The organism is Vibrio sp. CyArs1, assembly GCF_022432925.1.
Classification (GTDB): Bacteria; Pseudomonadota; Gammaproteobacteria; order Enterobacterales; family Vibrionaceae; genus Vibrio; species Vibrio mediterranei.
This window is the reverse complement of record NZ_JAKRBO010000003.1, coordinates 1-25,157: the sequence shown is the minus strand read 5'-3', so window position 1 is coordinate 25,157 and position 25,157 is coordinate 1. Positions and strand designations below refer to the sequence as shown.

Here is a 25,157-nt window from a genome sequence, read left to right as displayed (position 1 = left end):
GCGTGTCTCTCCTAGTTATGTCTTTTTGTTATCAATCGAAGATTGCGATGCTCTGACGACTGACTGCCACCAACTGACCTCTATTGTTCCATATATTGGCCTGAGCATGAGCGTACCCTTGAGCCGCCTGACGAGTATGAGATTGGTAAGCAAACCAATCTTCTGGTTCAACAGGTTGGTGAGGATGGATAAATTCCAAGTTCCACATCATGCTGCTGGCAGGCGCCGGCGTTGACATCATTTGCAGTACACCTGGAGGCCATGCGTCGACCAAACAAATAAGATGTGCATCTGTAATCTGTTTTGGAGCTTGCTTGAATCGCATCCAACCCCAAGTATGTGAGTCTTTACTTGCAGTAAATGGTAGGTGACCTCTAGCCAAAGCAAGATCGATATGGGAGGTATAATTAGGGGCACCTTGAGCCACATCAGGAAATCTAGATAGTTCATCCGGCAGTGGCATGATGTGGTTATCGTTGTTGTTAACACTAATATTCGAGTCGCGATCTGCCCCAAAACACCCTTGCTGAAAAACAGCAACCTGACCATTTTGAATCAATCGAGCACTCATCTGAGACACGCTTTTTCCTTCACGTAACACTTCGACTTCAAATGTGAAAGGCACATCGACAAGCAGCGGACCAACAAAATTGGTGTTCAATGAACGCAATACACGCTCACCATTAACTTGGGATTGCATGATGGTATACAACAGAGAGGCGGATAAGCCACCAAACACCGTTCTGCCTTGACCCCAAGAAGATGGAATGGCCATATGCTCTCCAGTTTGAGCACATTGCTTAGCTTTTTCTAATAATTCATCGAAATGCATGCCGACCACCTCATGTTAACAGCTTGTTAGTTAAACGATAACTGGTCGGATAAGATAAATCAACACGAGCCTTATTTTTCTATAACCAAAGTCATGTTTGTTATAAAAATAAACATTATTTGTTAAGCGTGATAATGATTGACAGGTGTAGAACAATTATTCTACCCTATAGGTAGTACAAACATTCTACCCATAGGTTTTACGATGCCCCAACAACAAATAGCCGAGAACCTGGAACGTGCTTTTGCGCAAAAAGGGTTTGCAGAACCGAGTGTTGCTGAGCTAAAAGCACTTTCTGGTGTCAGTATGCGAACGCTTTATAAATATTTCCCTTCTAAAGAAAATATGGTCGTGGGAGCGCTGGATTATCGTCATCAACGTTACCTATCGTTACTAGAAAGCTGCCGCAGTGCCCCTGGCTTAGCGGCCACCTTATCGGCGTTTGATACGCTTAGTCACTGGATGAGGCAGAACGCACCAAAAGGATGTCTTTCTGCAAATGCTCTAGCGGCATTTCCTGACAATGCAGAAATTCACTCCGCTGTTGAAACCTATAAACATGCGGTAATTCAACAATTGGCGCAGATAAGTGGTCGTGAAGATCTAAGTCAGGCGTTATATGTACTTCATGAAGGTATCACGGCCGCTTACCCTATCCTGGGAGAAGCTGCCGTGAGTGCAGCTAAAACGGCAGTCAACGCACTATTCACAGCGACAACATCAAACAACTAAAAAAGGAAACCACACATGAGTTCAATTATGACTGGCGTTCAGCTCATTGGGCACGGTGACTTAGAACAACTTGTCGTTAAATCAGACATCGCGGTTCCTAAACCAGCTGCTAATGAAGTTCTCATTAAAGTCAGCGCCGCAGGCGTAAACAACACCGATATCAACACTCGTATTGGCTGGTACTCCAAGGGCGATAACGATAGTGAAGACGCAGGCTGGTCTGGCAATGCTCTTTCTCTACCAAGAATTCAAGGTGCGGACGTTTGTGGTCATATTATCGCTGTAGGAGAGCATATTGACGATGCTCGAATTGGCGAACGCGTGCTCATTGATCCTTGCCTTCGGTACGCCGATGGAGAACGCCTTGATCACTTCTGGTACTTTGGCTCTGAGTGTGATGGTGGTTTTGCAGAATATACCGTAGTGGATTCTCGCCAGGCTTACAGTGTAAATTCAAGCTACAGCGACATTGAGCTCGCCTCTTTTCCGTGTTCTTACTCAACCGCAGAAAACATGCTCACCAGAGCATCAGTCACAGCTAATGATACTGTTTTAGTCACTGGCGCATCGGGCGGTGTAGGTTCTGCTGCAGTGCAGTTGGCGAAAGCACGTGGTGCTAAGGTGATTGCAGTAACTAGTGAATCGAAGGCATCAGCCTTACTTGATATCGGTGCCGATAAAACGGTATCACGTGGTGAAAGCTTGGTGGATACATTGGGTAGAAACAGCGTTAGTGTTGTCGTTGATCTCGTTGCAGGTCCTCAATGGCCAGAGTTACTTGAAGTGATACAACCCAAAGGCCGCTATGCCGTCTCTGGTGCTATTGGTGGCGCGATGGTCGAACTCGACGTTCGAACACTGTATCTAAAAGATCTGTCTTTTTTCGGCTGTACTGGGCTCGAAGATGAGGTATTTCCAAACCTAATCAGCCGAATCGAACACTCACAAATAAAACCACTGGTGGGGAAAGTGTTTGCATTATCAGATATCAAACAGGCACAACGGGAATTTGTAGAGAAAAGCCATATCGGGAAAATTGTATTGCAAGTGACACAAGGATAATACTAAAAACAACCTACTCTCCAATGATGCCCCCTTGCTTTAACAAGTGGGCATCATCTCTTGGTAACAAGACGTTCGATATTGGTTATTTCTTGCGGGGAGGCAACATATCGGTCATAGAGCCTTCAACCAATTCGGCAGCAAAGGCAAAGGTTTCTGCTAATGTAGGATGAGCATGAACAGTGTGAGCGATATCTTTAGCACGCCCCCCTAACTCTAACATCGCAGCTGCTTCGTGAATGAGTTCCCCAGCATTTTCTCCACAAATCCCTGCACCTAAAAGCGTACCTGTTTCGGCACAGAAAAGCGCTTTGGTGACGCCATTCGTCGCCCCAACACTCTGAGCTCGACCACTGACCAACCAAGGCACTTTGCCTGTTTGAAATTCTATACCTTGCTGCTTAGCTTCCTTCTCTGTCACACCGACCCAAGCGATCTCCGGACTGGTGTATGCCACCGATGGAATGGCTACAGCATGAAAAGTTGAATCCATACCAGCGATAACCTCTGAGGCCACCTTGCCTTCGTGTGTTGCCTTGTGAGCCAACATCGGTCCTTTGACGATGTCACCGATAGCAAAAATATTAGGGACGCTGGTTTGCATCTTGTCGTTCACAGGAATAAGCCCCTGTTTATCAACCTCAATGCCTAGCAAACCCAACCCTAAGTTGGACGTGTTTGGCCTGCGCCCAACAGCCACTAATACAGCATCAAAACACTCGCTTTCTGGTGCTTTCTTACCGTCAAAAGATACCGTGATAGCATCAGTACCCGCTTCAATGCCAGTCACCAACGTCTTGGTCAACATTTGATAGCGCTTCTTAACCGATTTAACTAAAGGTTGAACAATGTCTTTATCTGCTGCAGGAATCACTTGCTCTTGTGCCTCGACAATAGTGATCTGCGATCCCAGTGCTGAATACACTTGTGCCATTTCTAGACCAATAATCCCGCCACCAATGATCAGCAGTTTGTTAGGAATCGTCGTCAGCGCTAGTGCGTCGGTAGAGTCCCAAATCCTCGGATCATTAGGCGCGATAGGAAGTGATACTGAATGTGATCCGGTTGCGATAATGGCATGCTTAAACAAGATTTGCGTTTCTGATTCACCAACCACTGACAGTGCATTGTGTGAGGTAAACTGACCAACACCTTGAACGCGTGTTATCTTGCGAGCTTTTGCTAGGTTGGCAATTCCTTTCGTCAGCTCTGATATCGTGTTTTCTTTGTGAGATCGTAAACCGTCAATGTCTATGCTTGGAGTACCAAATGCGATACCCATTTGCTTTCCATGCTGGGCATGTTCAATTAACGCCGCTGCATGCAATAAGGTTTTGGATGGTATACAGCCTACGTTTACACACACGCCACCCAAAGTATCTTGCTTCTCTACTAGACATACAGACAGTCCAAGATCAGCCGCGCGAAAAGCTGCGGTATAACCTCCAGGTCCACCACCGAGTACAACTACATCTACGCTGATAGAATCCATCATCCCTATTCTCCTCATTTTTCAGAAACGTCACTACCGCAACACGATAAATTCCGTCCAGTATAGATCGTCTAAATGTCTGAGGAGTGTTAATTTTTGCTGTTAGGTGACCTGTGTTTAAAACTTCTCTTTATCTGTCTCAAATAGTGTTTAGTATGAGCGCTTGCGCACAAACCTAGGACAAACCACTAACTGCTATGAGAATAAAAGCACTGTTATCTTTCGCCTTCCTCATCATGACGGGCTGTTCGTCATATCAAATGAATCAGCTTGGCCTTCGCTCCTCATCAGTTAATACTTACCCTAATAACATGGACACAATAGAGCTATGCGAAGTTGCCAACGGCTATCGAGCAACCAATCAAACTCGCATCTCCGTGAGCAGCGAGCAGTGGAAACGCAATCTAACAACTGAACGCTGCGACGAGCTGGTAAAAGAACTCTACTTCAGTCGATTCATCCGTAGTATTACCATATCCAAACCCGAAGAAGCAGCGCAGCCTGTCCCAACGCCATTACCGGCAAAACCTCAATAGCTTTGTAACGTATGAGTATTATTTTTATCTTTATACAATAACAACATACCCAAAGCGGCTAACATCATCACAACGGCGGCCACCGCAAACCCAAGCTCCGTAAGATCGTAGTGAGTCAAATAGGCGATAAGAACATAACTCATACTTTGAACAAAAGTAGAGAATAACTTCATTCCACCATCTACTCTGCCTCGAACTCTATTATCAATCGTTTCATGCAGCTTATTTACTCTAGCGATTCGATTGGTCGCATTGAATAAGCCAATAAATAACGCAAAAATAACGAGACTAAGTGCTGACATCGAGCTAGCTAGTACACTCAATAACACCGCTAACCCGACAACACTGACAATCATTAGTTGTTCTTGTCGAAAACGAATCAGTAGCTGCGTAATGATAACTCCGCATAACATCGCGCCTAAACCATAATTTATTTGCCACCAAGCAAACCAATGACCTTCAATGTTTTGCTCGGAAAAATAGATAGGCACCAACTTAGCCAAGTAAGTCATCATTGGGTAACTCAGACAGGACAGAGCAACAAACAAGAAAAACATCGGTGAGCGTGAAAATATGGCTTTAGATTCGCTCAGCTGTGTCGTAAAAGATACATGCTTGGTCTCGCGTTGCTTTGGTTTGCAATGGATACTGGCATAGCAAATCATAGCGCTGACAGAAAGTAACATGGCCAGCAAGGCAAAGTACTCGATTGACCACAGTTCCAATAACAATACGCCTAAGCCGCCTGCAGTCAGGGTGGTCATCTGTAGGACGATCTCTTGTTGTCCAGAGATTTTTGCATAATCTGATTTTTTATAGAGTTCTTGTGTGAATGCACCGTTTGTCCCCCATGCAAGATCGTTAGTTAACCAAAAAACCAGTTGAGCAACAGCAAGGGACCAAACTGCATTCGGTTCAATATACCAAGTAAAAACAACGAGTAATGCAGCTAGCGCCTGTAATAGTTGGACCAGTGCTAAGATATGCTTTCGCGAAAAGCGGTCAATAGCAGTAGCAAAGAATGGGGTCGCAAAGAACGATAACGCCGTGCAACATAACGTGAGTATAGCCAAGAATGTACTGTTGTTTCCTTGCGTCAAGATGCTCCATGGGAGCGCCATTAACATCATCCCTGAAGCGATACCATCGAACAGCAGTGCAGAGAGATGTTGCAGCGAAGTCCTTTTCATCATCATTCCTTTATGTTTGTGAGTTGCTTCAATGCTAAAACCTCAACATTACTTGAGGTCAAGCTATACTGAGTGTAAAGGAGAATAAAATGGAATTATCAGTCGGTCAGGTAGCAAAGCGTGCGGAAGTTGCTGTGTCAGCACTGCATTTTTATGAGCAGAAAGGAATGATTTCTAGTTGGCGAAACCAAGGGAATCAACGTCGCTATGACAGCTCAGTCTTGAGGCGTATAGCAGTTATTAAAACAGGACAGCAACTCGGGCTAAGTCTGGAAGAGATTAAAGAGGCATTGTCGGTGCTCCCTATTCAGAGAGCCCCCTCTCAAGAAGAGTGGGAATCTATGGGAAAAAACTGGAAGCGCATATTAGATGAGAAAATTTGGCTAATGACCAAACTTAGAGACGAGCTTGGGGAGTGCATTGGTTGTGGTTGCCTCTCGCTAAGTCGCTGTCGGCTAAGAAATCCTGACGATATATTGGCTCAGCAAGGAAATGGTGCTTTGCTGTGGAAGCAAAGCACCTAAGTCATAGTCTAGGCTAACAAAAACTTGGTTCTAAACTGCAAGGTCTTCTTCTTTTAGCTTTGGAGCAAAATGGATAATATGCTTATTAAAGCTGAATGATGCAGGGCCGTGCGTATTTTTTGTCGTCACCTTTTCTTCGTCAAACGCGACGGTTACACGTGTGTGAGTTTGAACCAAAGACTCTACCGTATTGAGCTCTAACTTAGCAAACAGCTCCAGCTCCAATCTCTCTTTTTCAGCATTGAGTTCATCTAACGCTTCGGTGTTTGAACTATTTAATGCTTCGAGCTCTTTATTCTGTTCTTCCGTTCTTGCTGACTTAGGAACCTTCTTAAGCTCTATTTCGCGTCGGATTGCTTTCATTTTACTTTCTTGAAGCTCGGTATAACGTAGTTGCAATTGTTCTAGTCCATCTTGGTAATTTTGGAACTGCGCAAAAGCTTTTATGTAGGTGGCAGTATCACCTTCCACACCGAGTTGATTACAAACCACTTTGCCACCGACTATCGCTTCTCCACCACTTAAAATCCCTTGTTTCTTCCCTGCGCCAGTCACTAGTAAATCACCGCCACACACGATGTCGTTGTTTAAACTATGCACCGTAAAGTGAATATCTCCTTGTGAGCTGATATTGGCAAACTGAGCGTAATTAGCGACAACATCGCCGCCAGACTCAATGAGACAAGATTTGGGTTCGCCATCATCAACATTATGTCCGATGATACCTTTGCTCACGATGATATCCCCTTTCGACTTCAAAATTGCCGACTCAACAAATCCCCCAACAGTAATAGTCCCTGTCGCTGTCACTTCCATATTGGGTTCAATATTTCCAGAAATCACCACACTGCCCTTAAATTTGATATGTCCGGTGGATATATCCACTTTACTCAAGCAAAGGGCTTCATCAATCTCGACACCCGATGATTTAATTACCGGCATTCCTGACATCGTAGACAACAATGTATTCGGGTTATCAGCCGAGAACTTGGTCCCTGCTCCCGGTTTAAGCGGATTGTCTTTGACTGCTTTAGGAGGGATGATGGCTCCAGTGACTGTGAATCCATTCTCACCTTTGATGGCCGGTATTCGCTTCATCACTTGCTCATTTTCACCTACCGTAACAATGGCTCCTAAATCACGCATATCTACTTTGTCTCCATCGCCGGTAGCTTGCGGTTTGAGTACACGCTTTTTAGGGTCAGCTACTAGCGGAATAAACTGCGCATCTTTACCTTCTTTCGGCCTTTTTCCTATCGCCACAGGTTGGGTATAGCTCTCACCAGCTTTAAGTTGACGACTGAGTAGCAGTACTTTCTTTAACGCTTTTTTGTTAAGCCCTTTAACTACTCTGGATTCTGTGAGTGATTTGATGATGTCATTAGGCTGAAGTGGATTACCGCCGTATGCTCCAGTGACTTTAATACTAGCAATCATATCTTGCTCGGTTAGTATCACTTCAGCGCTAGCATCTTTAATTTGGGCAATAGTGATGCCGGAAAAGGCTTCACCTTTTGCACTTGCAGCACACTTTATGAATTGATTGACAGCAGATTCGTCAAGAAAGAAATGCTGAGCATTAAGCTCACCCAACATGTTGTTTAGCAAAGAGGCTTCTAATGCCAGACCTTGCTCATACTCACTCGGTAATTGGGCAATAACTTCATTACCATTTGACGATATTTTGAGAACACTTTTCCACATGATGGCTAGACACTTCCTTATGCTCATTACACAAGCTCAAACTGAACAATGTGATCATGCTTCAACAATTTTAATTATCTTAATGTAGTCTCAGTAGTGAGACTATGTTCAATATCGAAAACTCCGGTTGGCGTCACGGTAATTCGGTTGGTTCTTTGACTCTGATTCAACTATGAACGTGTGGTAGGTGAGAGAGAACTGAATTTGAGTTTGAAGAGGATTTACAGTGTAAAAACAGGATTCTGGCAATTTACACTGTAAACGTCGGTGGCTTTGTTTACAGTGTAAATCCAAGGCAAGAGAAGTTTAAGTCAATTTACACTGTAAACGTTCGATGAGTGAACAGAGTTCCAGCCTGAATTGAGTTTCAGCTTGTTTACGTCCCGCTAGACTCAATTGATGGACAACGTGTTCCCAAGACCATTCTTGCAACACGACGGCCGTGACAATCGGACTATCAACATCTACTGAGGCATTTGCGAGAGACACCATGAAGTCGAACAAATCGCTACGGCTGGAAACCAATGAGTTGCCACCTCTTGAGTACAGAATGGCGAGCTTCGATGGCAACCCAGCGCTTCTCTCTATAATTGAGGTAGAAAACAATAACCATGCAAGCGATGGATGAATATCCCGATTGACCGATCTCAATTGATAAACCAGATTTCGGCTGAACTGTTGTTTAGCTTGAGAAAGCCAATCTTCACTATTTTTAGATGTTGGCAATACCAAAGTAAGGCTATAGGTACCACTGGCTTTATCTTTAGCACTACCCAGTTTAAGCGGAACGAATTGGTTGCTTTGCCAGAATCTAAACAGCTCTGTCGTCACTCCAAAGCTGGTGGCAAGATAATCTACCTGATCACCTATTAGTAGTGTCAAACGACGCAGCATCTCAGAACCGACACCAGAGGATTGTACTAGAGGATGAACCGCTATTCGCATCACTCTGCCACAACGTTGCGTTGCTGGCTCTGATAGAGCAAGGTGATTAGCTAGCTCAACTGGCGCCAAGTTACCCGGCGGACGAGACTGCCCTAGTTGGACTCTCTCTACGATATCAAGAGACAAATCCCCTTCCCTATTTAAGAGAACAGCGCCGACAACCTGACCATCGTAACTCATGGTATAAAGCGTCATTGTTTTTGACGAGAGCAATAACATCAGATCGTTAGGAGAAGTCTGGTAGTGCGCATTAACGAGTAAAGCAAAGGCTTCAGACAATATTGATTCATTATTGCTACAATCATTTGTTGCCACTGAAGAAAAAGACCAACGCTTTGAGTCAAACGAATCAAACTTAACGTCACTTGCCAACTGTGTTAGCTCAGCTTGTAATAGAAACGCACCGGCGCACCACTTCTCTAAAGCATCGTTTTGGGCCCATCGAATCGGCTGCTGCATATGATGTAGTTTGGTTCCTTTACGTTCCTTTTGGAGCCAAGGAAGGAACTTAAGGCTAAACCCTCTTCCACATCCTTCATAACCGTGAACAGTCGAACTGATAACTAGACGATGGTAATGGGCAACAATGGTTTTCAAGAGTGGAACTGGAATCGCTGCGGCTTCGTCGACAAACAATAAATCGCAGACAGGCATTGACTTTATCAGTTCATCTGGCGAAACAAACTCAATAGATGACGAAGCGCTTTGTTCTATCTGACTGAAATCAAATACAGGCTGAACAGCAGCTTTGCTTGGCGCAGTGACCAGGATTCGACACGGACGTGAATCGGCTATTCTTGCCGCCGCTAATCCGAGGGCACTGCTTTTGCCACGCCCTCGATCGGCAGTAATAACCAAAGGACGTTTTCTATGTCCCGTAAGGACTCGCTCGATGGCCTCGATGGCTTCGTTTTGCTCTACATAAATATTGCTACTCTCACGCGCCTGGTGTTGATTTTGCCAATAAGCCAAATCATTAATCAGGTTACGGCTTGATTGTTTCAGTCGAGGTAGCAAAGCGAGGTGTCGCTCTAACCAAGGATGTACATCACTTTCATTACTTAGCAGAATGAGTACACCGCCTCCTACGAGCGCACCAAGTGCAGCATTAAAACTATTAGCATCAAAATCATCGCTAAGCGTCACGACGAGTAGCTTAACTTCCCTTCCTAGTAGACGTTTTCCTTGTTTAACCGGAATAGCGTCTAGAGAGCCGATAGATTCTTCTCCTAGCTGAAACTTAGAGTCTTTAGGAAAGCGCATCGAGAATTGCTCAATCAATTCATGCTGCCATGCCAGTGAGCCTTCTAAAATGAGCGCACTTCGTTGAAAGCGCTCATCCGCTATTGCATGTTGTTGCTCGAGAAGATGAAGCTGTGAGGAAAATAAAGCCGTCATGGGTATCATTGCTGTGGGGACTTACCACAATATTAACACAAAAAAATACCTCGCTATGGCGAGGTATTTTGAAAGTTATTTAGTTCATCTTAGTTTTTATGAACTCTAGGATTTCATCCATTGTTTGGTCATCGACCTTTTTAAGGTTGAGTGCTAAATTTGGACCTTTGCGAGTGTAACTAGCCCGTCCCTTAACGAGATCAATTTTCGCGACTTTAGCTCTCTTAGGTGGCGCGAGTTCGTGCATCCAGTTCTCTAGAGTTTCCGAAACATCTTTGGTAATGCGTGCAACACCTTGAGCACGACTTTTCTGCCACACGTAACCTTCATTCTGGTGACAACGCTCAATCAATTGGTTTTGTTGGTCACCATCAAGCTCGCTAAATTGTTTATGTAGACGCACAATCGTTGGACGCCCTAAATCACTCACGTTAGGGTATGCTTGAAGAAGTTCTAGTGGCAAGTCTGCAGCTTTTAGAGCTCCGCTTACCAGTGCTTCGCTACATTGAAACATTTTCGCTAGCGCTTTTTGGTCTTCAGCTTCACCGCTTTCAAGCTTAGCTAGCATCTCTTTACCTTTTTCATATAGAGACAGCGGCTTATGGGCGTTCGCAACATCAGACAAGAATTTAGCATGGTCGCCATTGATGTTTTCAGCAACGTAAATCAAGAACTCTTTTTGAGCCAGAATACATGACATACGACGACGGCTACCATCAAGAACTTCAATGGTTCCGTCTTTTTGACGGCGACCAACAGCTGGATACTGTTGCCCTTTGTCTCTTAAAGTTGCCAGCACATCAGAGAGTGCGTGCTCGTTTAAGAATGATTGTTCACGTGCATTTTCTTCAAATACGAACGTCTTCGATTCAACTTCATTCGCAGGAATACGCACAAGTTCAAATGAAACTAGCTCCTCCCCTGCAACTGATAACTCAATGTATTGGGCTTGTTCCTTGGCTGCGGTTTGCGCTTCCTGAGGGGTAGTTGCACGTCTCTTATTCGCTTTTCCGAAAAGCTTAGCGTTAAGTTCAGAAGTTTTAATAGCCATATAACGTTACCCTTGATTCAATGATGACCAGTTGCTGTGAAGCACTCTTTCTAACTCTAGTGCACTTTTGTGTACTGCGTCTTGTGCTGTCGCCAGCGTTTTTTTACCACCTTCAAAGTCAGAAGCCGTTAAATCAAATACTGTGCTGTAGGTATCTGCACAAGTTTCAAATGCCCTACTACGAGGAATTGTCGCCATCATAACTTGGTCGCCAAGTAGGTAATTCATCTCTGTTAAGACAGACACTTGCTTTTTATTATCATCTTCAAACATGGTCGGCATCAGACGAACGAATTCTAATCCTTTCCAATCTTCTGGGAACATCTCATAAACAGTCGGAAGGTGCTGGAAGAAATTGACTGTTGAAGCCCAATCTAAACGTTTAGCTGCACATGGAATAAGCAGCGCATTAGATGCATACATAGCATTCCAAACTAATGGATCAACGTGAGGGCCAGTATCAATCATGATGACGTCGAAATCATCCGCGATTTTGTCAATCAACTTCTCTTTTAGCAGTTTAACAATATCGAGAGATTGGTTTTGAGAAAGGTTTTGCCATGCTTCCGCGTTAAACATCGCATCTTCAGGGAAGGCTGAAATCGTTTTTAGGTTAGGATACTGAGTTGGTAGCAAAACGTTGCGGCGTAAAAAATCAATATCAATATCAGTCCCTTCCGGTACATTCTCTAGCATTACATCTACCGCAGAATAGATGTTTTCATGTTCGGAAATACTGATTTGTGGATTCAAGAACAAACGAAGTGAACCTTGAGGGTCCAAGTCAATTAGACAGATACGATAGCGTTTGTCCAAGTTTAGCGCTAGGCAGGCAGCTAGATGAACTGCACTCATAGACTTACCAGTACCACCCTTTTGGTTTTGAACGTTAATAATCCACGGTTTATTATTGGCGCTTTGTTTACGTTCGTGAAATTTAGGTACCGCAGCCGCATCCATCAACATGTGTGCTTCTTGCAACGAAATAGAATAATGATTGGCATTATTTTTAGTAAATTGATGACCATTTGCTTCCATCTTACTGATGGCATCATCCAGTTTACGACGAGTCAGTCCAGAACGAGTTTCCATCATTGCTTTTGACATTGCAGGAAAGTGATCATCGCTTCGTTCTTCTAATACAATTTCGATGCGATCTGCTTGTACTTGCTGAGTTTGTTCTGCAAGTTGGTAGAGATTATCTATTGTTTGTTCTCTTTTCATACCTAAGTTCCAACCAAGTAACCTAATGAATTAATGTACAGCTATATCGTACATTCACATCAAAAAGCTGTCCACTCACTTAGTGTTGTTTTTTACAATAAATTGACCACATAAAAGCCAAATCGTGATTTTGTCTACAAAGCTGATGAAAAATACATCAAATAATCCAAGTTATAATGAAGTGAAAGACACAGAAACCTCATCAGATTTCAAGTGTTACCACGTAACCTATTTACAATGTAAATAGAAAACACCTCGGAACGATTATAAATATTGGATAACTTACGGACTTTGTTGTTTCTATCTCAGATATTTCAAATTAAGCATCTTTTTAGGCACACAAATAATTATTCATTGGTCAGTGAAGAAACGTTAGAGCGCCAAAAAGACAAAACTCATGATCATAGTTCCGAGAATATAGAAGCATGATCAAGGGGAGTTTTAGAAACAGACATTGGATTATTGGCCTGTTACATCGATCATTTATCTTGGAAGAATGATCAAGTACTTTATCACTACGGAAGCATGTAAATCTCCGACAAAATTACGGCCTATGCCCGATAGAATAAGGGATAGTGGCGAGATTCAGTGGTTAACGACAGAATTCAAAATGCAATAACAGATTCAATGAACTTACTTGATCATGCTTCCTAATATATTAGGGTTAAAGCCATTAACGATGAAAAAGCATCTGTTCGTTTATCCTTGTTCAATTCGAGTAACATTTGAACAATGACCTTCATCAATTACCTAAAACGAAGAACAATTCTTCCACCTTGATCATGCTTTCGGGGTAAATTTATGATTTAAAAGATATTTACATTAAGCTATTCACAGCTTTTCTACTTTTTCTGTGGATAAGTTGTGGTGACCTCATGATCATCTATCCGTAAGCTTAATGATCATATTTTCGGGCAGATGATGATCATGCCTCCAGAGTTCTATGATCATGCATTCGAAAAACAATGATCATCGTTTCGTAATTACTATGATCATGCGTCCGAATGTTTGTCAACTTTTTACCTTAAAAAACATAGAGTTACAATCAATAAAAGTGCCAGATCATAAGATCAGTTAATCATATTAGATCAGTATTATCAGTAAAGATCAGTTTATTAAGAGCAATAAAATAGATCTTTATTTATTCGACATTATTCTTTATTCTATGGAACAATATCGAATTTACGGATAGTGTGATATAGATCCAGTCATGAGCAACGATGAAAAATTATTGATCCGATCTCCACGAGATCACAAAGGCGGACATCTTTTTGAAGTGACAGAAACGTCTGTCGATTGGATTGAGCAGTATCAGCACTTCAAAGGCGTGACCAAGAGCATTTTGGAACTGCTGAATCTTATCTCTTTACGCGGATTCAGTTCTAAAGATGGTTACGTTTCAACTACCGAGTTAATCGACGCCACTGACGGTAAACTAACTCGTGCAGCTATTCAGCAACGTTTGAGAGCCGCAGTAAATATTGGTTTGTTTAGCCAACATGGTGTTAAGTTTGAGGAAGGCCTCGCTGGCAAAACGATGCTTCATCGGTTTATTAATCCCAATCAATTAGTATCCGTTTTGGGCGCAACCAGCCTGGTAACCGAATCGGTTAAGCAATCCGAAAAGCAAAAAAAATCAAAAGCATTGGCTCAAACACAAGTGAATAAACGCTTGTTGAATGAACATGGGCTTTATACGCCACCAGCGATGCGCGATGAAGCAGATCAGTTTGTAGTATCTCCAACAAACTGGGCAGGCATTATCGATCAAGCACTCGCTCCACCACGTACACGTAAAAGCTATCAGAAGTCGATGGTATCCATTTCAGGTACAAAAGCGGTGATTGAAACTCGATCATCTAAGAATATCATGACTGTTGATGATCTTATGACGCTGTTTGCATTGTTTACGCTAACGGTGCAATACCATGATCATCACCACGAAGAGTATCACCTTGATGCTAAGCATGTGCCTAACAAGACCCCTTTATATATCACTGACATCCTTTCCCTTCGAGGTAAAAAAGACAGTGGCCCAGCACGTGATTCCATTCGTGACAGTATTGATCGAATTGAATTTACCGATTTCCAATTGCACGAGCTTACAGGTCGTTGGCTCAGCGAAAATATGCCTGAAGGATTCAAGAGTGATCGTTTTAGGTTTCTAGCCAGAACGATCACTGCATCTGAAGAGGCACCACGTGAAGGCGCGGATGGTGAGATCAAGATCAAGCCTAATTTATATATCTTGGTGTGGGAGCCGTCGTTCTACGAAGAGTTATTGACGAGAGACTATTTTTTCTTGTTCCCACCTGAAATTCTAAAACAGCATACATTGGTATTTCAGTTGTATTCGTATTTCAGAAGTCGTATGGCCCGACGTCATACCGATACTCTTCTTCTTTCAGAGCTTAATCAAAAGCTTGCGCGTAACATAGAATGGCGACGCTTCTCGATGGATCTTCTTCGAGAGCTTAGAAAACTAGGGGAAGGATCCACAAGCAATGATCAATTTGATGTAAACTTATGGGGCTATCATCTGACACTACAATGCATAGATCCTGATGCTAAGCTACCAGATTATCAGGTTGATATTCGTTGTGATGTGGAAGAAGTATTGCGTTACTCAAGAGCAAGAACCACGAATGCAGGTAAGCGAAACATGGCACCAACCTTACCTAACCCGTTACGCAACGAGTTGGTAACTCGTAAGCAACTCGATGAGCTGTCGACAATCATTGACGGTGAGTTTGAGCCAATTCAGCGTAAAGCACCGTCTCCAAGAGGAAACCTGGGCCGTAGAGTAAAGCAGAGAAAACACTTAGTTGAAATCAATGCGGATGAAATAACCATCATCTTATCTAAATATACTTCTTCAGAAGCTCTAGAACGCAGTGTAACGGCATTGTCTGCCATGACAGGGCATTCGGTCGCCTCAATCAAACAAGAGTGCTCAGAGCTTATGGAGAAGCTGGATTGGTTGCGTGTTGATGACCAGGTCATTCCCTATGAAGTGCTAAGTCGTGTTGTGGAGTTATATAACTCTCGACAAGAAAACAAGCATTTGTCGATTGAACGACTGATTTCAGCGTTGGCCGTCCGTAAAAAAGTGTGTAAACAAGTGCACGAAGGGCATATCGATGAAACGGTATTTCGCGTGCTAGATGAGGTCGCTATTTAGCGCTAATTAACCCCTTGTTACACTTAGTACTAACTTGTTAGGAATAACACATAACGCTGACAATAAGCTGACAAAGTAACAAGTGTGGTTGGCTAATATTTATTCCGAATAGACAACCTTTTGTCCTTTCTAATGAAATAAGTAGATTGGCTCATATTGTTACATTCATTCTGATATATTTTGGCGAGTTCAATTTGGACTCGCTTTTTTTTGTCTGAAATTCGACGATTCCCTCATTTCTGGGTGAGGTACAACTAATATCTGGTGTGGGCTTAGAGGAGAAAAAAGGAGATCTCGATCAAGTTGATTTTCTGAGGTGGAATCTCCTAAATGTAATCCCACCGCTGATGGATTTCAAAGTTTAAAAACCGCTTTCTAAAACTTCTGTTTAGAACTATTGCCCCTATCACATTCTGACTCAGTTTTTCTTAACAACAAAATTGTCGTTTGCTACAGATTAGGTGTTCAGACATGGTTCATCAGGAGGTAACAATGTCCATTAATTCAATCGACCATGACGAAATGACATCCATGACAAGTAAGTGGGATCACTCTGAAGAAGTCCAAGAAAACATACGTCCTGCGAAACAGGGAAAATCCGCAGAAGCTAGACGTCGCATTGAAGCGTTGAGGGAAATCAGAGAAAGTGGTCTAACTCTCGAAGAAGCAAGAGAGCTAGGCTTGATTCACTAATATTGGATAACCAGATAGGGTGGCTAAGGCCACCCTTTGTATTTTCTATCTATCCCAAATCACACCCTTTCATTTGAGTTTAATACTTCATCAATGGTATATTCTGCTCCCTTGCCAACATCAACTGACTAAATACCATGTCCCATAATTTGTCGCTTCTCCCACCCTCTGAAAAGAATAAAGTTGAACTTGATAAACAAGCTTCCTTTGTTGTGTGGCAATTAAAAGAAGCCAAAGCGGGGCCTGAAGCTATACGCGAGCAACTCGAAAAGATAGCGGATGAGGCTGAACAAGCATGGTTTGAACAGTGTGTCGACAAATACAAACGAATGATGGGAGTGATGTAAGCGCCATTCACGGCGTTCACAATTGAATTGTACCGACGATTTGATAAAATCCTCCGCGTTAAAATGAATTAGAGAGAACATCCCGATGGGAAGAAGTTTTGAAGTGCGCAAGGCCTCAATGGCCAAGACTCAGGGCGCGAAAATTAAAGTTTATTCCAAGTATGGTAAAGAGATCTATGTAGCTGCTAAGAACGGTGGTGCAGATCCAGAAATGAACCTTTCACTTAAGCACCTGATTGCTAAAGCTAAAAAGGATCAAGTTCCTGCTCACGTTATCGATAAAGCACTAGACAAAGCTAGCGGTGGTGGTGGTGAAGATTACCAGCCTGCACGTTACGAAGGGTTTGGTCCTGGTGGCGTTAGTGTCATCGTTGACTGTCTAACAGATAACGGCAACCGTACTTTCCAAGATGTTCGTCAATGCTTTGTTAAGACTGGCGCAAAGATTGGTAGCCCTGGTACTGTAGCTCACATGTTCGATCACCAAGCGGTGTTCCAGTTCAAAGGTGACGACGAAGAAGCGGTGCTTGAAGCTCTGATGATGGCAGATGTTGATGTAACTGATATTGAGCTTGAAGATGGCGTCATCACGGTATTTGCACCACATACTGAGTTCTTCAAAGCGAAAACGGCATTGAATGCAGAATACCCAGACCTAACGGTTGATGTAGAAGAAATTACGTTTGTACCGCAAACTCATACTGCAATTGCTGGTGAAGATGCTGAGAAATTCCAAAAATTCCTCGACATGCTAGATGACTGCGATGATGTTCAGCAGGTTTACCATAACGCAGAGCAATAATACGCTCGTTATGAAGAAAAAGAGTCGACATAGTCGGCTCTTTTTTATTGCCGTTTTTTCGGTTCTAAACGGCGATTGAATATGATATCTCCAGAAGCATGATCAAGGTACTTTCCCATGATCATGCTTCCTTGCTCTTGATCTTTCTTGGAGTGCATATCCATGCTGCGAAGTTTCTCACTTGAGGCAAGACCGTAAGGTTCAACAACAGAGCACATGGCCAAGCAATAAGAAAACTCTGTAGCCATATCGGTGGCCATGCGCTACTAAAGCCCATTTTGTATCCAGAGATAATACCGGACATCATGATTCCCATAGTGAGAGATGAAAGTAGGGCTGAGATCCAAAATTGTTTTCTGCTCAATGTTATTCTCCTGTTGATTTTTGTTATAAGAAGTATAAACCTATTCATAAATAGATAATATTGGGTAATTTAGAATTGTGGATTCCATATTTGGGTATATAGACGACGTCTACTTGTTTTGTAAGGTCGTGGAACACGGCTCAGTTTTAAAAACCGCTAATCTATTGGGTGTGCCTCAATCGACGGTATCAAGACGTATCTCATCGCTTGAGGAGCGTTTAGGACTACGTTTACTAGAGAAGAAGGGTAGGGAATTAGCTGCGACTGAAATTGGTAAGCTTGTTTTCGATCAACTGAGCAGTGGTATTGAGCAGATCGAAATAGGGTTAGGTAATGTAACGGAGCAAACGGAGCAGGTTGCTGGTACGGTACGTTTGTCCGCCCCTCACAGTTTCTATCATTCTTTCGTAGCACCTGTGGTTGAAGGGTATTTAAAACAATACCCTAAAGTTCACATCGATCTCGCTTTAAACCATGATCAGCTAAAACCACAAACGAATCGAGAATTGTTGATTACGTTTGACATCAGTGAGATGGATGATCTCATTGCTCGACCACTGTTTACTGCACGTCACGGCTTTTTTGCTAGCGCTGAGTACTTAGCAAAATGTAGCCAAATTACCCACATTGAGCAGTTACAAGAGCTAGATTGGCTTGCCATAGATAATAGTCAGAAGCTGGCGATTTACCGTGATGACGCTCTTGAGCAAAGCATGACGATAAAACCTAGGCTTGTTGTCAATGATATCCAAGCGTTACTCGATGCAGTTGAGCGAGGCTTAGGAGTTGCATCACTACCTTTACGCCATGTGCGTGGCAACTCAAATTTAGTTCATCTGCTGCCTGAGCACTATCGTAGTGACCGACAGGCGTTTTTGGTGTACAAAGATAGGAAATACCAACCAAAGGCCGTCAAATCGCTAATAGACGCGATTTTATCTAGTGCAGATACAATGGATGCCGCGGTAAACCCCACCAGCAATTAAAGGAGTACAAATGAAAGTTAGTTTTATTGGATTAGGCGTTATGGGATACCCAATGGCTGGTCATTTGGCTAAAGCAGGATTTGAGGTTTGCGTATTTAATCGCACTACAGAAAAAGCGAAACGCTGGGCCGAAGAATACAATGGTCGATATCATGAAACAGTGGCGGATTGTGTTAGAGACGCCGATGTGGTGGCGGTATGTGTGGGCAACGATGATGACGTTAGACAGATGACCACATCCGTTTCTGGTGCCATTGCGAGCATGAAGAAAGGGGCTATTCTAGTTGATCATACGACTACATCAGCGCAGTTGGCAGAAGAGCTTGGAGCTGCGTGTGATAAAGCGGATGTCCGTTTTATGGACGCGCCCGTATCTGGAGGACAAGCTGGCGCAGAAAATGGTGTGCTGACCATCATGTGCGGTGGTGAACAAGCAACTTTTACCGCTTTGCAGCCAGTATTTGATGCTTACGGTAAGTCATCAGTCTTGATGGGGACTGTTGGTCAAGGACAACGAGCTAAAATGGTTAACCAAGTATGTATCGCTGGAGTTCTAACTGGATTGTCTGAAGGGTTAATACTCGCGCAAAAGAGTGGTTTAGATATTCCTTCATTAGTTGATTGCTTGAAAAATGGTGCGGCGGGTTCTTGGCAGATGGAAAACCGTGCCAAAACCATGGATGAAGATAAGTATGACTTTGGTTTTGCCATCGATTGGATGATTAAAGATCTCGGTTTTTGTTTGGATGAAGGGGCTCGTCAGGGCATTCGACTTCCATTGACGGAACAGACGGTCGAAAGATATAAAGCACTCTCTTCGCAAGGTGAAAATCGTTCAGATACGTCTGTTTTACTTAAAGCAGTTCGCAAAGACGCTGAATTGTAACGTTTACAGTGTAAATAAAGCGTTGAGCGGTAGTCGACTAATCAAGCCGACACCGCTCACATTGTTTATTTCCAGTTAGCCAGCCCGATATTTGGTAGCGATTACGAGCAAATTTCAGGTATGCCCAATCGCAAACAGGCTTGAAGATTCGCCATCGTGTGAATCCGTAAAGATGTGGTTTTCCTACCAAGCTCCATGCTCTATGAGTAACGTCCAAGCCGAGAAGCAACTTTCCTTCTGTATCGTAGGCATGAAGGCGCTCTGAGGCCGCTTTAGGAACGATATCAGGGTAGGCCTCAAACTCTGGAGAGAAAATGTCGATAAGCTTAATGGCTAGTGCTTTGTCATGATGCTTTAGAGATTGCATTTCTTTGACGCAAAGTGGGCACGTACCATCAAAAAATACGATGAGCTGGGTCGCCATATCAACTCCTTTCTTTGTTTTCAGCTTTGCTCTTCTTGTATTCCTAATACTTGTTTCCAGTTCATATCGATCTGTTGGAAAGTCATTTCACATTTATCTTTTTGCTCGTCTCTATAGTCTTCTTCTATCTCATCCAGAATCGTGGCATGGTTCTCTGGGTCACTACCATATACCAAACAAAGTGTGCTGAAATAACGTTGTAGATCAAAACTATGCTCACCGATGTACTCGGCAAAATCGTAATAGTCGGGCCGGTCTTCGGATTCAAAGGAGAACATATCTGCAGCGCTGATAGTGGCATCGGCACCGTTTTCTACGTAGTTGAGCATTAACACTGCCGCAAAGTTATCTACGGCATCTTCTTCTTTGCCTAGAATAGGAATCCCATGATCTGCTACGTAAGCATGTCCTGCTTCATGCAACAATGTATGAAGTAGAGTATCAAGCGCCCCATCTTTAGCTGGTTTGCCAAACTTCTTTTGGTAATCGTTGTTTAAAAAGTAGTTGAGTGAGTCGGTATAGAATTTATACGGAATATGCACGACATGAGCTTGAGGATCGTAAAGTGGTCCGTCATCACCGCCATATTGAATCGTTAGGTCGTTGTTAAATGGAAAGTAAGCATCGGAGAGCTGTACCACCAGCTCATTTATTTTGCTTTGTGCGATTGCAGTTTTCGCTTGTTGTTCTGACGTTGTATTTGTATCGCCATAGCTAATATTGACAGCGCCTATCGCAGCGAATGGTGTCAATAGAGCGACTGAAAAAACAGTCCTTGTTAGTATAGATTTCATTCCGTTATCCATATATTCGATGGTTCAATTAGTCGCAATGGCCTGACTGTGGTACACTGCGCGATTAATTTAGTGTAGTTCTTCTTTTTATATTCATAAACTCAATGTAGCCAACAGGTTAACAGTGTTTCTGTTAATTAACTATGGCCACATATTTGCCGATTCTTCCCGGCACCTTAAGAAGTGATAGATAGTCTAAACAAGGTCGTTTGGTGTCTGCGTAAAGCGAGTCGCCATCTATTCTATTTCTACTACACTTTACAATTTAGTCGAACCTCATTAAGGAAGATGAGCGATAAAGCAAAAAAAAGAGGTTATATGAACAACACCATCTCTGTTGGCACGTTAGAATCTTTTTTGATCGCTATCAGCGTTCTTTTTCTGGGACACATCATTAATAGTAAGCTCCCTGTTCTAAAAAAATACAACATCCCTGAACCCATCGTTGGTGGATTAATCGTTGCCCTTATCATTACGGTTTTACACTTTAACAACGTTAATCTTGAGTTCTCGTTGCCCTTGCAGAAAACATTTATGTTGATGTTTTTTAGCACCGTAGGATTGGCGGCTAACTACACCCAACTAATGAAAGGTGGCGCTAAAGTCTTTGTCTTTTTAGCGGTCGCATCGGTATATATTATTATCCAGAATAGTGTCGGAGTTGGATTAGCCACCATGCTCGGCTTAGAGCCGTTAATGGGGTTAATTGCGGGCTCTATTACCTTGTCGGGCGGACACGGTACTGGGGCTGCTTGGGCTCAAACCTTTACTGAGACTTACGGCATCAGCAACACACTAGAAATTGCGATGGCTTCTGCAACCTTTGGTCTAATTATCGGCGGTATTATTGGTAGTCCGGTTGCACAACGACTCATTGATAAGAATAACTTTGAGTCAGAGTATGGCCGAGGCAATGATACTCATGAGCGCTTCCCTGAATTGGTAACTTATAACGAGTACGAAAGAGATCGCGTGACTGCTAAAAAGGTTATTGAAGTTCTGTTTATCTTACTCATCTGTGTGACTGGAGCGAAGTATTTACATGCGTGGGTTAATACATTTGAAATATCTTGGTTAATGATTCCTGACTTCGTTTATGCGTTATTTATCGGTGTTTTCATTACCAATATCTGCGAAGTGACCAAAAGTTATAAAGTGGATGCAGAAACGGTCGATATTCTCGGTACGGTGTCATTATCGCTTTTCTTAGCAATGGCATTGATGAGTCTTCAGCTGTGGAACATTTTTGATCTGGCTATTCCTTTCTTAATCATACTGTCTGTTCAATCGGTTATTTTGGGGCTGTTTGCTTATTACATTACGTTTAGAGTGATGGGCAAAAACTATGATGGAGCGGTTATAGCCGGTGGCCACTGTGGGTTTGGTTTAGGGGCTACGCCGACAGCGGTTATGAATATGGGGTCTATTGTTAATCGATTCGGTCCATCTCCTCAAGCCTTTATGGTAGTGCCTATTGTGGGAGCGTTTTTCATTGATATTGTGAACCTAATCATCTTACAAGGATTTATCACTGTAATCGGCTAAGATTAAGCTTAAATCATTCATCAAAAAGTCTCGTATTTGCGAGACTTTTTTCGTTTTTGAGACAAACGAAAAATACTTCCCCAAAAAGTTTCATTTCGTCAACTAATCTGATATCTAAATGTAAAATAAAAGTAAAATTTCGAGCTTGGGCTAGTATGTCCATTCGCGCAAGCAAGGCTGGCTAGAACTGATAAAAGATATTGTTTCCTGGCGTCGGAAGCAATTCAAGGAGTAGATCATGAGTGCGTTGTCTCTATTTGGGTTGGCAAAAGTGTCTGGTACGTTAGTAATAGATGCTCAAGGAAAACTCACCATTCTTCCGGAAGGAACGGAACCAAGACCGGGAGACGTTGTGATCAACGTTTTGAACGATGCAGAAGTAGGCGAAGACTTAGACCTTGTATTGATTCAAGAAGAGGGTGAAAGCCAAGAGATCGATGTATCTGATATAGATGCCGAAGAAATCATCGCTGCCATTGAGGCCGGAGAAGACCCAACTCAAAATGAAGAACAAGCTACTGCAGCAGGCGAAGCGAATGGATCAAGCCCAACGACCACTGGCGCTATAGAACGTGATAGTTCGCAAACTCTCGCTCAAACTCAGTTCGACACCTCTGGCTTAGAAGCGCAAGGTCTAACCGCAACACAATCTAATACTCTCCTTCAGGTACTCGTCAACTCAGCTCCGCAAATTCTTAGTGAAGCCTTAGCTGGAAACGCTGTGGAAGCAGGCCATAACTCCGACGGTAGTGATTTTGACGGTACTGCTGAGCTGACAGGTCAGCTTTTAGCTACTGACCTCGAATTTGACGATGGAACGTTGACCTGGAATGTGACTTCTACTCCGGACAATCTATCTGACTACGGTGAATTCGAGCTCTCCGATAATGGGCAATGGACCTTCCGTTTAAATAATGATTCCGATGCCACACAAGCTTTAAACGTCAATGATACCGTAACACTCTCCTTTACCGTTCAAGTCACTGATCCCCTAAACTCCTCTACCTCGCAGCCAGTTGTAATCACCATTAGTGGCACCAACGATAAACCAGTAATCAGTGCAAATAGCGAAATTAGTGGCGACATTGTTGAAGCTGGACACAATGATGACGGTTCAGAGAACACAGGAACAGCATCGGTGAGCGGGCAGTTGAACGCCACAGATGTTGACTCTCCAACCGAAAGTTTGATTTGGTCAGAAGACGGAGATGTGTCTTCAGCATATGGTGATTTTTCGATTACAGAAGCCGGCCTTTGGACATTTGAACTTGATAACACAGCAGATGAAGTTCAAGCCTTACGAGAAGGGCAATCAACTTCTCTTGAATTCAAAGTCAAAGTCACTGACGACCAAGGTGTCGATGTCTTTCAAACGATTGTTATCAATATCCAAGGTACGAACGATAAGCCAGTAATTGACTCAGAATTGGTTACAGAAGGTGAAGTAAGAGAGTCTGGGCATTTTGATAATGGTACTGAGGATGCCGGAGCACCAAGTACAGGTGGTCAACTTTCAGCGACGGATGTGGATTCCTCAAACTTAACGTGGAGCTCTGTCGGGGATGTTAGCAGCCCGTACGGTACATTCAATATCACAAGTGATGGCTTGTGGAGCTTTGTAATTGATAACGAAGCTGATGCAGTTGAAGCGTTAGCTGAAGGTGATGAAGTTCCTTTGAGCTTTACCGTTCAAGTTGAAGACGAACAGGGTGCTGTGGTTACTCAAACCATTTCTGTCACCATAAAAGGCACCAATGATAAGCCAGTCTTGGACTCTGAGCTCGTTACAGAAGGTGAAGTAAGGGAGTCCGGACATTTTGACAATGGTACTGAGGATACCGGAGTACCAAGTACAGGTGGTCAACTTTCAGCGACGGATGTAGATTCCTCAAACTTAACGTGGAGTCCAGCAGGCGATGTTAGCAACCCGTACGGTACATTTAATATCACAAGTGATGGCTTGTGGAGCTTTGTAATTGATAACGAAGCTGATGCAGTTGAAGCATTAGCTGAAGGTGATGAAGTTCCTTTGAGCTTTACCGTTCAAGTTGAAGACGAACAGGGTGCTGTGGTTACTCAAACCATTTCTGTCACAGTAAAAGGCACCAATGATAAGCCAGTATTGGACTCTGAGCTCGTTACAGAAGGTGAAGTAAGGGAGTCCGGACATTTTGACAATGGTACTGAGGATGTCGGAGCACCAAGTACAGGTGGTCAACTTTCAGCGACGGATGTGGATTCCTCAAACTTAACGTGGAGTCCAGTAGGTGATGTTAGCAGTCAGTACGGTACATTTAATATCACAAGTGATGGCTTGTGGAGCTTTGTAATTGATAATGAAGCGGATGCAGTTGAAGCATTAGCTGAAGGTGATGAAGTTCCTTTGAGCTTTACCGTTCAAGTTGAAGACGAACAGGGTGCTGTGGTTACTCAAACCATTTCTGT

At 43.2% G+C, this 25,157-nt stretch carries 22 protein-coding genes; 12 read left to right on the top strand and 10 right to left on the bottom strand.

Features of this window, described 5'->3' with window-relative positions:
* Positions 1–31: 31 nt before the first annotated feature.
* The gene (locus MMA19_RS10685; RefSeq protein ID WP_171389349.1) at positions 32–832 is read right to left on the bottom strand and encodes a thioesterase family protein; all 801 of its coding nucleotides are present in this window, start codon (positions 830–832) and stop codon (positions 32–34) included.
* 204 nt (positions 833–1,036) lie between these two features.
* Here MMA19_RS10685 and MMA19_RS10680 point away from each other — a divergent pair, with 204 nt between their 5' ends.
* On the top strand, positions 1,037–1,564 hold the full coding sequence (locus MMA19_RS10680; RefSeq protein WP_240206193.1) for a TetR/AcrR family transcriptional regulator: 528 nt from the start codon (positions 1,037–1,039) through the stop codon (positions 1,562–1,564).
* Positions 1,565–1,579: 15 nt separating this feature from the next.
* Positions 1,580–2,626 (top strand): alcohol dehydrogenase family protein, encoded by a 1,047-nt coding sequence (locus MMA19_RS10675; RefSeq protein ID WP_240206192.1) that lies wholly within the window; start codon positions 1,580–1,582, stop codon positions 2,624–2,626.
* 85 nt (positions 2,627–2,711) lie between these two features.
* Here the strand turns inward: MMA19_RS10675 and lpdA are convergent, their stop codons facing one another.
* Complete coding sequence (gene lpdA, locus MMA19_RS10670; RefSeq protein ID WP_240206191.1) at positions 2,712–4,121, bottom strand: dihydrolipoyl dehydrogenase; 1,410 nt, start codon at positions 4,119–4,121, stop codon at positions 2,712–2,714.
* Between the two features lie 194 nt (positions 4,122–4,315).
* Between lpdA and MMA19_RS10665 the strand changes: the two genes are divergently transcribed.
* Positions 4,316–4,654 (top strand): hypothetical protein, encoded by a 339-nt coding sequence (locus MMA19_RS10665; RefSeq protein ID WP_240206190.1) that lies wholly within the window; start codon positions 4,316–4,318, stop codon positions 4,652–4,654.
* On the opposite strand, the gene MMA19_RS10660 is transcribed toward MMA19_RS10665, so the two are convergent.
* Entirely contained in the window at positions 4,648–5,844 is a 1,197-nt protein-coding gene (locus MMA19_RS10660) for an MFS transporter (RefSeq protein ID WP_240206189.1), read from the bottom strand. The genes MMA19_RS10665 and MMA19_RS10660 overlap by 7 nt on opposite strands.
* A gap of 89 nt (positions 5,845–5,933) precedes the next feature.
* Between MMA19_RS10660 and soxR the strand changes: the two genes are divergently transcribed.
* Entirely contained in the window at positions 5,934–6,368 is a 435-nt protein-coding gene (soxR, locus tag MMA19_RS10655; RefSeq protein WP_038227613.1) for a redox-sensitive transcriptional activator SoxR, read from the top strand.
* Positions 6,369–6,398: 30 nt separating this feature from the next.
* Here soxR and MMA19_RS10650 read toward each other — a convergent pair whose 3' ends face one another.
* From MMA19_RS10650 to MMA19_RS10635, 4 genes are all read right to left on the bottom strand, one after another.
* Positions 6,399–8,072, bottom strand: a complete 1,674-nt coding sequence (locus MMA19_RS10650; protein ID WP_240206188.1) for a FapA family protein — start codon at positions 8,070–8,072, stop codon at positions 6,399–6,401.
* Positions 8,073–8,378: 306 nt separating this feature from the next.
* Positions 8,379–10,415 carry a GNAT family N-acetyltransferase gene (locus MMA19_RS10645; protein WP_240206187.1) on the bottom strand — a complete coding sequence of 679 codons (2,037 nt, stop codon included), beginning with the start codon at positions 10,413–10,415 and terminating at the stop codon, positions 8,379–8,381.
* Positions 10,416–10,494: 79 nt separating this feature from the next.
* Positions 10,495–11,466: a ParB/RepB/Spo0J family partition protein gene (locus MMA19_RS10640; protein WP_240206186.1), complete on the bottom strand. Its 972-nt coding sequence runs from the start codon at positions 11,464–11,466 to the stop codon at positions 10,495–10,497.
* A 6-nt stretch (positions 11,467–11,472) separates the two neighbouring features.
* The gene (locus tag MMA19_RS10635) at positions 11,473–12,690 is read right to left on the bottom strand and encodes an AAA family ATPase (RefSeq protein WP_006069718.1); all 1,218 of its coding nucleotides are present in this window, start codon (positions 12,688–12,690) and stop codon (positions 11,473–11,475) included.
* A gap of 1,210 nt (positions 12,691–13,900) precedes the next feature.
* Here MMA19_RS10635 and MMA19_RS10630 point away from each other — a divergent pair.
* From MMA19_RS10630 to MMA19_RS10615, 4 genes are all read left to right on the top strand, one after another.
* Positions 13,901–15,871 carry a replication initiator protein RctB domain-containing protein gene (locus MMA19_RS10630; RefSeq protein ID WP_006069717.1) on the top strand — a complete coding sequence of 657 codons (1,971 nt, stop codon included), beginning with the start codon at positions 13,901–13,903 and terminating at the stop codon, positions 15,869–15,871.
* Positions 15,872–16,363: 492 nt separating this feature from the next.
* Entirely contained in the window at positions 16,364–16,564 is a 201-nt protein-coding gene (locus tag MMA19_RS10625; RefSeq protein ID WP_006069716.1) for a hypothetical protein, read from the top strand.
* Positions 16,565–16,701: 137 nt separating this feature from the next.
* Positions 16,702–16,911 carry a DUF3283 family protein gene (locus MMA19_RS10620; RefSeq protein ID WP_006069715.1) on the top strand — a complete coding sequence of 70 codons (210 nt, stop codon included), beginning with the start codon at positions 16,702–16,704 and terminating at the stop codon, positions 16,909–16,911.
* Positions 16,912–16,996: 85 nt separating this feature from the next.
* Positions 16,997–17,713, top strand: coding sequence for a YebC/PmpR family DNA-binding transcriptional regulator (locus tag MMA19_RS10615; protein WP_006069714.1), 717 nt, complete (start codon positions 16,997–16,999; stop codon positions 17,711–17,713).
* A gap of 121 nt (positions 17,714–17,834) precedes the next feature.
* On the opposite strand, the gene MMA19_RS10610 is transcribed toward MMA19_RS10615, so the two are convergent.
* The gene (locus MMA19_RS10610) at positions 17,835–18,077 is read right to left on the bottom strand and encodes a DUF2798 domain-containing protein (RefSeq protein ID WP_006069712.1); all 243 of its coding nucleotides are present in this window, start codon (positions 18,075–18,077) and stop codon (positions 17,835–17,837) included.
* 77 nt (positions 18,078–18,154) lie between these two features.
* On the opposite strand from MMA19_RS10610, the gene MMA19_RS10605 reads away from it, so the two are divergent.
* Entirely contained in the window at positions 18,155–19,063 is a 909-nt protein-coding gene (locus MMA19_RS10605; protein ID WP_124941611.1) for a LysR family transcriptional regulator, read from the top strand.
* Between the two features lie 10 nt (positions 19,064–19,073).
* Positions 19,074–19,949 (top strand): NAD(P)-dependent oxidoreductase, encoded by an 876-nt coding sequence (locus MMA19_RS10600; protein WP_198559322.1) that lies wholly within the window; start codon positions 19,074–19,076, stop codon positions 19,947–19,949.
* Between the two features lie 37 nt (positions 19,950–19,986).
* Here MMA19_RS10600 and MMA19_RS10595 read toward each other — a convergent pair whose 3' ends face one another.
* Both MMA19_RS10595 and MMA19_RS10590 read right to left on the bottom strand, forming a co-directional pair.
* Positions 19,987–20,373, bottom strand: coding sequence for a DUF393 domain-containing protein (locus MMA19_RS10595; RefSeq protein WP_240206185.1), 387 nt, complete (start codon positions 20,371–20,373; stop codon positions 19,987–19,989).
* A gap of 20 nt (positions 20,374–20,393) precedes the next feature.
* On the bottom strand, positions 20,394–21,167 hold the full coding sequence (locus tag MMA19_RS10590; protein ID WP_240206184.1) for a DUF4344 domain-containing metallopeptidase: 774 nt from the start codon (positions 21,165–21,167) through the stop codon (positions 20,394–20,396).
* A gap of 318 nt (positions 21,168–21,485) precedes the next feature.
* Here MMA19_RS10590 and gltS point away from each other — a divergent pair, with 318 nt between their 5' ends.
* Together gltS and MMA19_RS10580 are read left to right on the top strand one after the other, a co-directional pair.
* On the top strand, positions 21,486–22,712 hold the full coding sequence (gene gltS / locus MMA19_RS10585) for a sodium/glutamate symporter (RefSeq protein ID WP_006069707.1): 1,227 nt from the start codon (positions 21,486–21,488) through the stop codon (positions 22,710–22,712).
* 238 nt (positions 22,713–22,950) lie between these two features.
* The coding region (locus MMA19_RS10580) for a VCBS domain-containing protein (protein WP_240206183.1) at positions 22,951–25,157 on the top strand (2,207 nt) is incomplete at its 3' end.

Bases quoted from the DNA above. Each gene is read 5' to 3' on its own strand.
- soxR (WP_038227613.1), top strand. From the start codon at position 5,934: ATGGAATTATCAGTCGGTCAGGTAGCAAAGCGTGCGGAAGTTGCTGTG.
- MMA19_RS10680 (WP_240206193.1), top strand. From the start codon at position 1,037: ATGCCCCAACAACAAATAGCCGAGAACCTGGAACGTGCTTTTGCGCAA.
- MMA19_RS10645 (WP_240206187.1), bottom strand. From the start codon at position 10,415: ATGACGGCTTTATTTTCCTCACAGCTTCATCTTCTCGAGCAACAACAT.
- lpdA (WP_240206191.1), bottom strand. From the start codon at position 4,121: ATGATGGATTCTATCAGCGTAGATGTAGTTGTACTCGGTGGTGGACCT.
- MMA19_RS10640 (WP_240206186.1), bottom strand. From the start codon at position 11,466: ATGGCTATTAAAACTTCTGAACTTAACGCTAAGCTTTTCGGAAAAGCG.
- MMA19_RS10650 (WP_240206188.1), bottom strand. From the start codon at position 8,072: ATGTGGAAAAGTGTTCTCAAAATATCGTCAAATGGTAATGAAGTTATT.
- MMA19_RS10615 (WP_006069714.1), top strand. From the start codon at position 16,997: ATGGGAAGAAGTTTTGAAGTGCGCAAGGCCTCAATGGCCAAGACTCAG.
- MMA19_RS10595 (WP_240206185.1), bottom strand. From the start codon at position 20,373: ATGGCGACCCAGCTCATCGTATTTTTTGATGGTACGTGCCCACTTTGC.
- MMA19_RS10600 (WP_198559322.1), top strand. From the start codon at position 19,074: ATGAAAGTTAGTTTTATTGGATTAGGCGTTATGGGATACCCAATGGCT.
- MMA19_RS10675 (WP_240206192.1), top strand. From the start codon at position 1,580: ATGAGTTCAATTATGACTGGCGTTCAGCTCATTGGGCACGGTGACTTA.
- MMA19_RS10660 (WP_240206189.1), bottom strand. From the start codon at position 5,844: ATGAAAAGGACTTCGCTGCAACATCTCTCTGCACTGCTGTTCGATGGT.
- MMA19_RS10665 (WP_240206190.1), top strand. From the start codon at position 4,316: ATGAGAATAAAAGCACTGTTATCTTTCGCCTTCCTCATCATGACGGGC.
- MMA19_RS10625 (WP_006069716.1), top strand. From the start codon at position 16,364: ATGTCCATTAATTCAATCGACCATGACGAAATGACATCCATGACAAGT.
- MMA19_RS10685 (WP_171389349.1), bottom strand. From the start codon at position 832: ATGCATTTCGATGAATTATTAGAAAAAGCTAAGCAATGTGCTCAAACT.
- MMA19_RS10590 (WP_240206184.1), bottom strand. From the start codon at position 21,167: ATGAAATCTATACTAACAAGGACTGTTTTTTCAGTCGCTCTATTGACA.
- MMA19_RS10620 (WP_006069715.1), top strand. From the start codon at position 16,702: ATGTCCCATAATTTGTCGCTTCTCCCACCCTCTGAAAAGAATAAAGTT.
- gltS (WP_006069707.1), top strand. From the start codon at position 21,486: ATGAACAACACCATCTCTGTTGGCACGTTAGAATCTTTTTTGATCGCT.
- MMA19_RS10630 (WP_006069717.1), top strand. From the start codon at position 13,901: ATGAGCAACGATGAAAAATTATTGATCCGATCTCCACGAGATCACAAA.
- MMA19_RS10635 (WP_006069718.1), bottom strand. From the start codon at position 12,690: ATGAAAAGAGAACAAACAATAGATAATCTCTACCAACTTGCAGAACAA.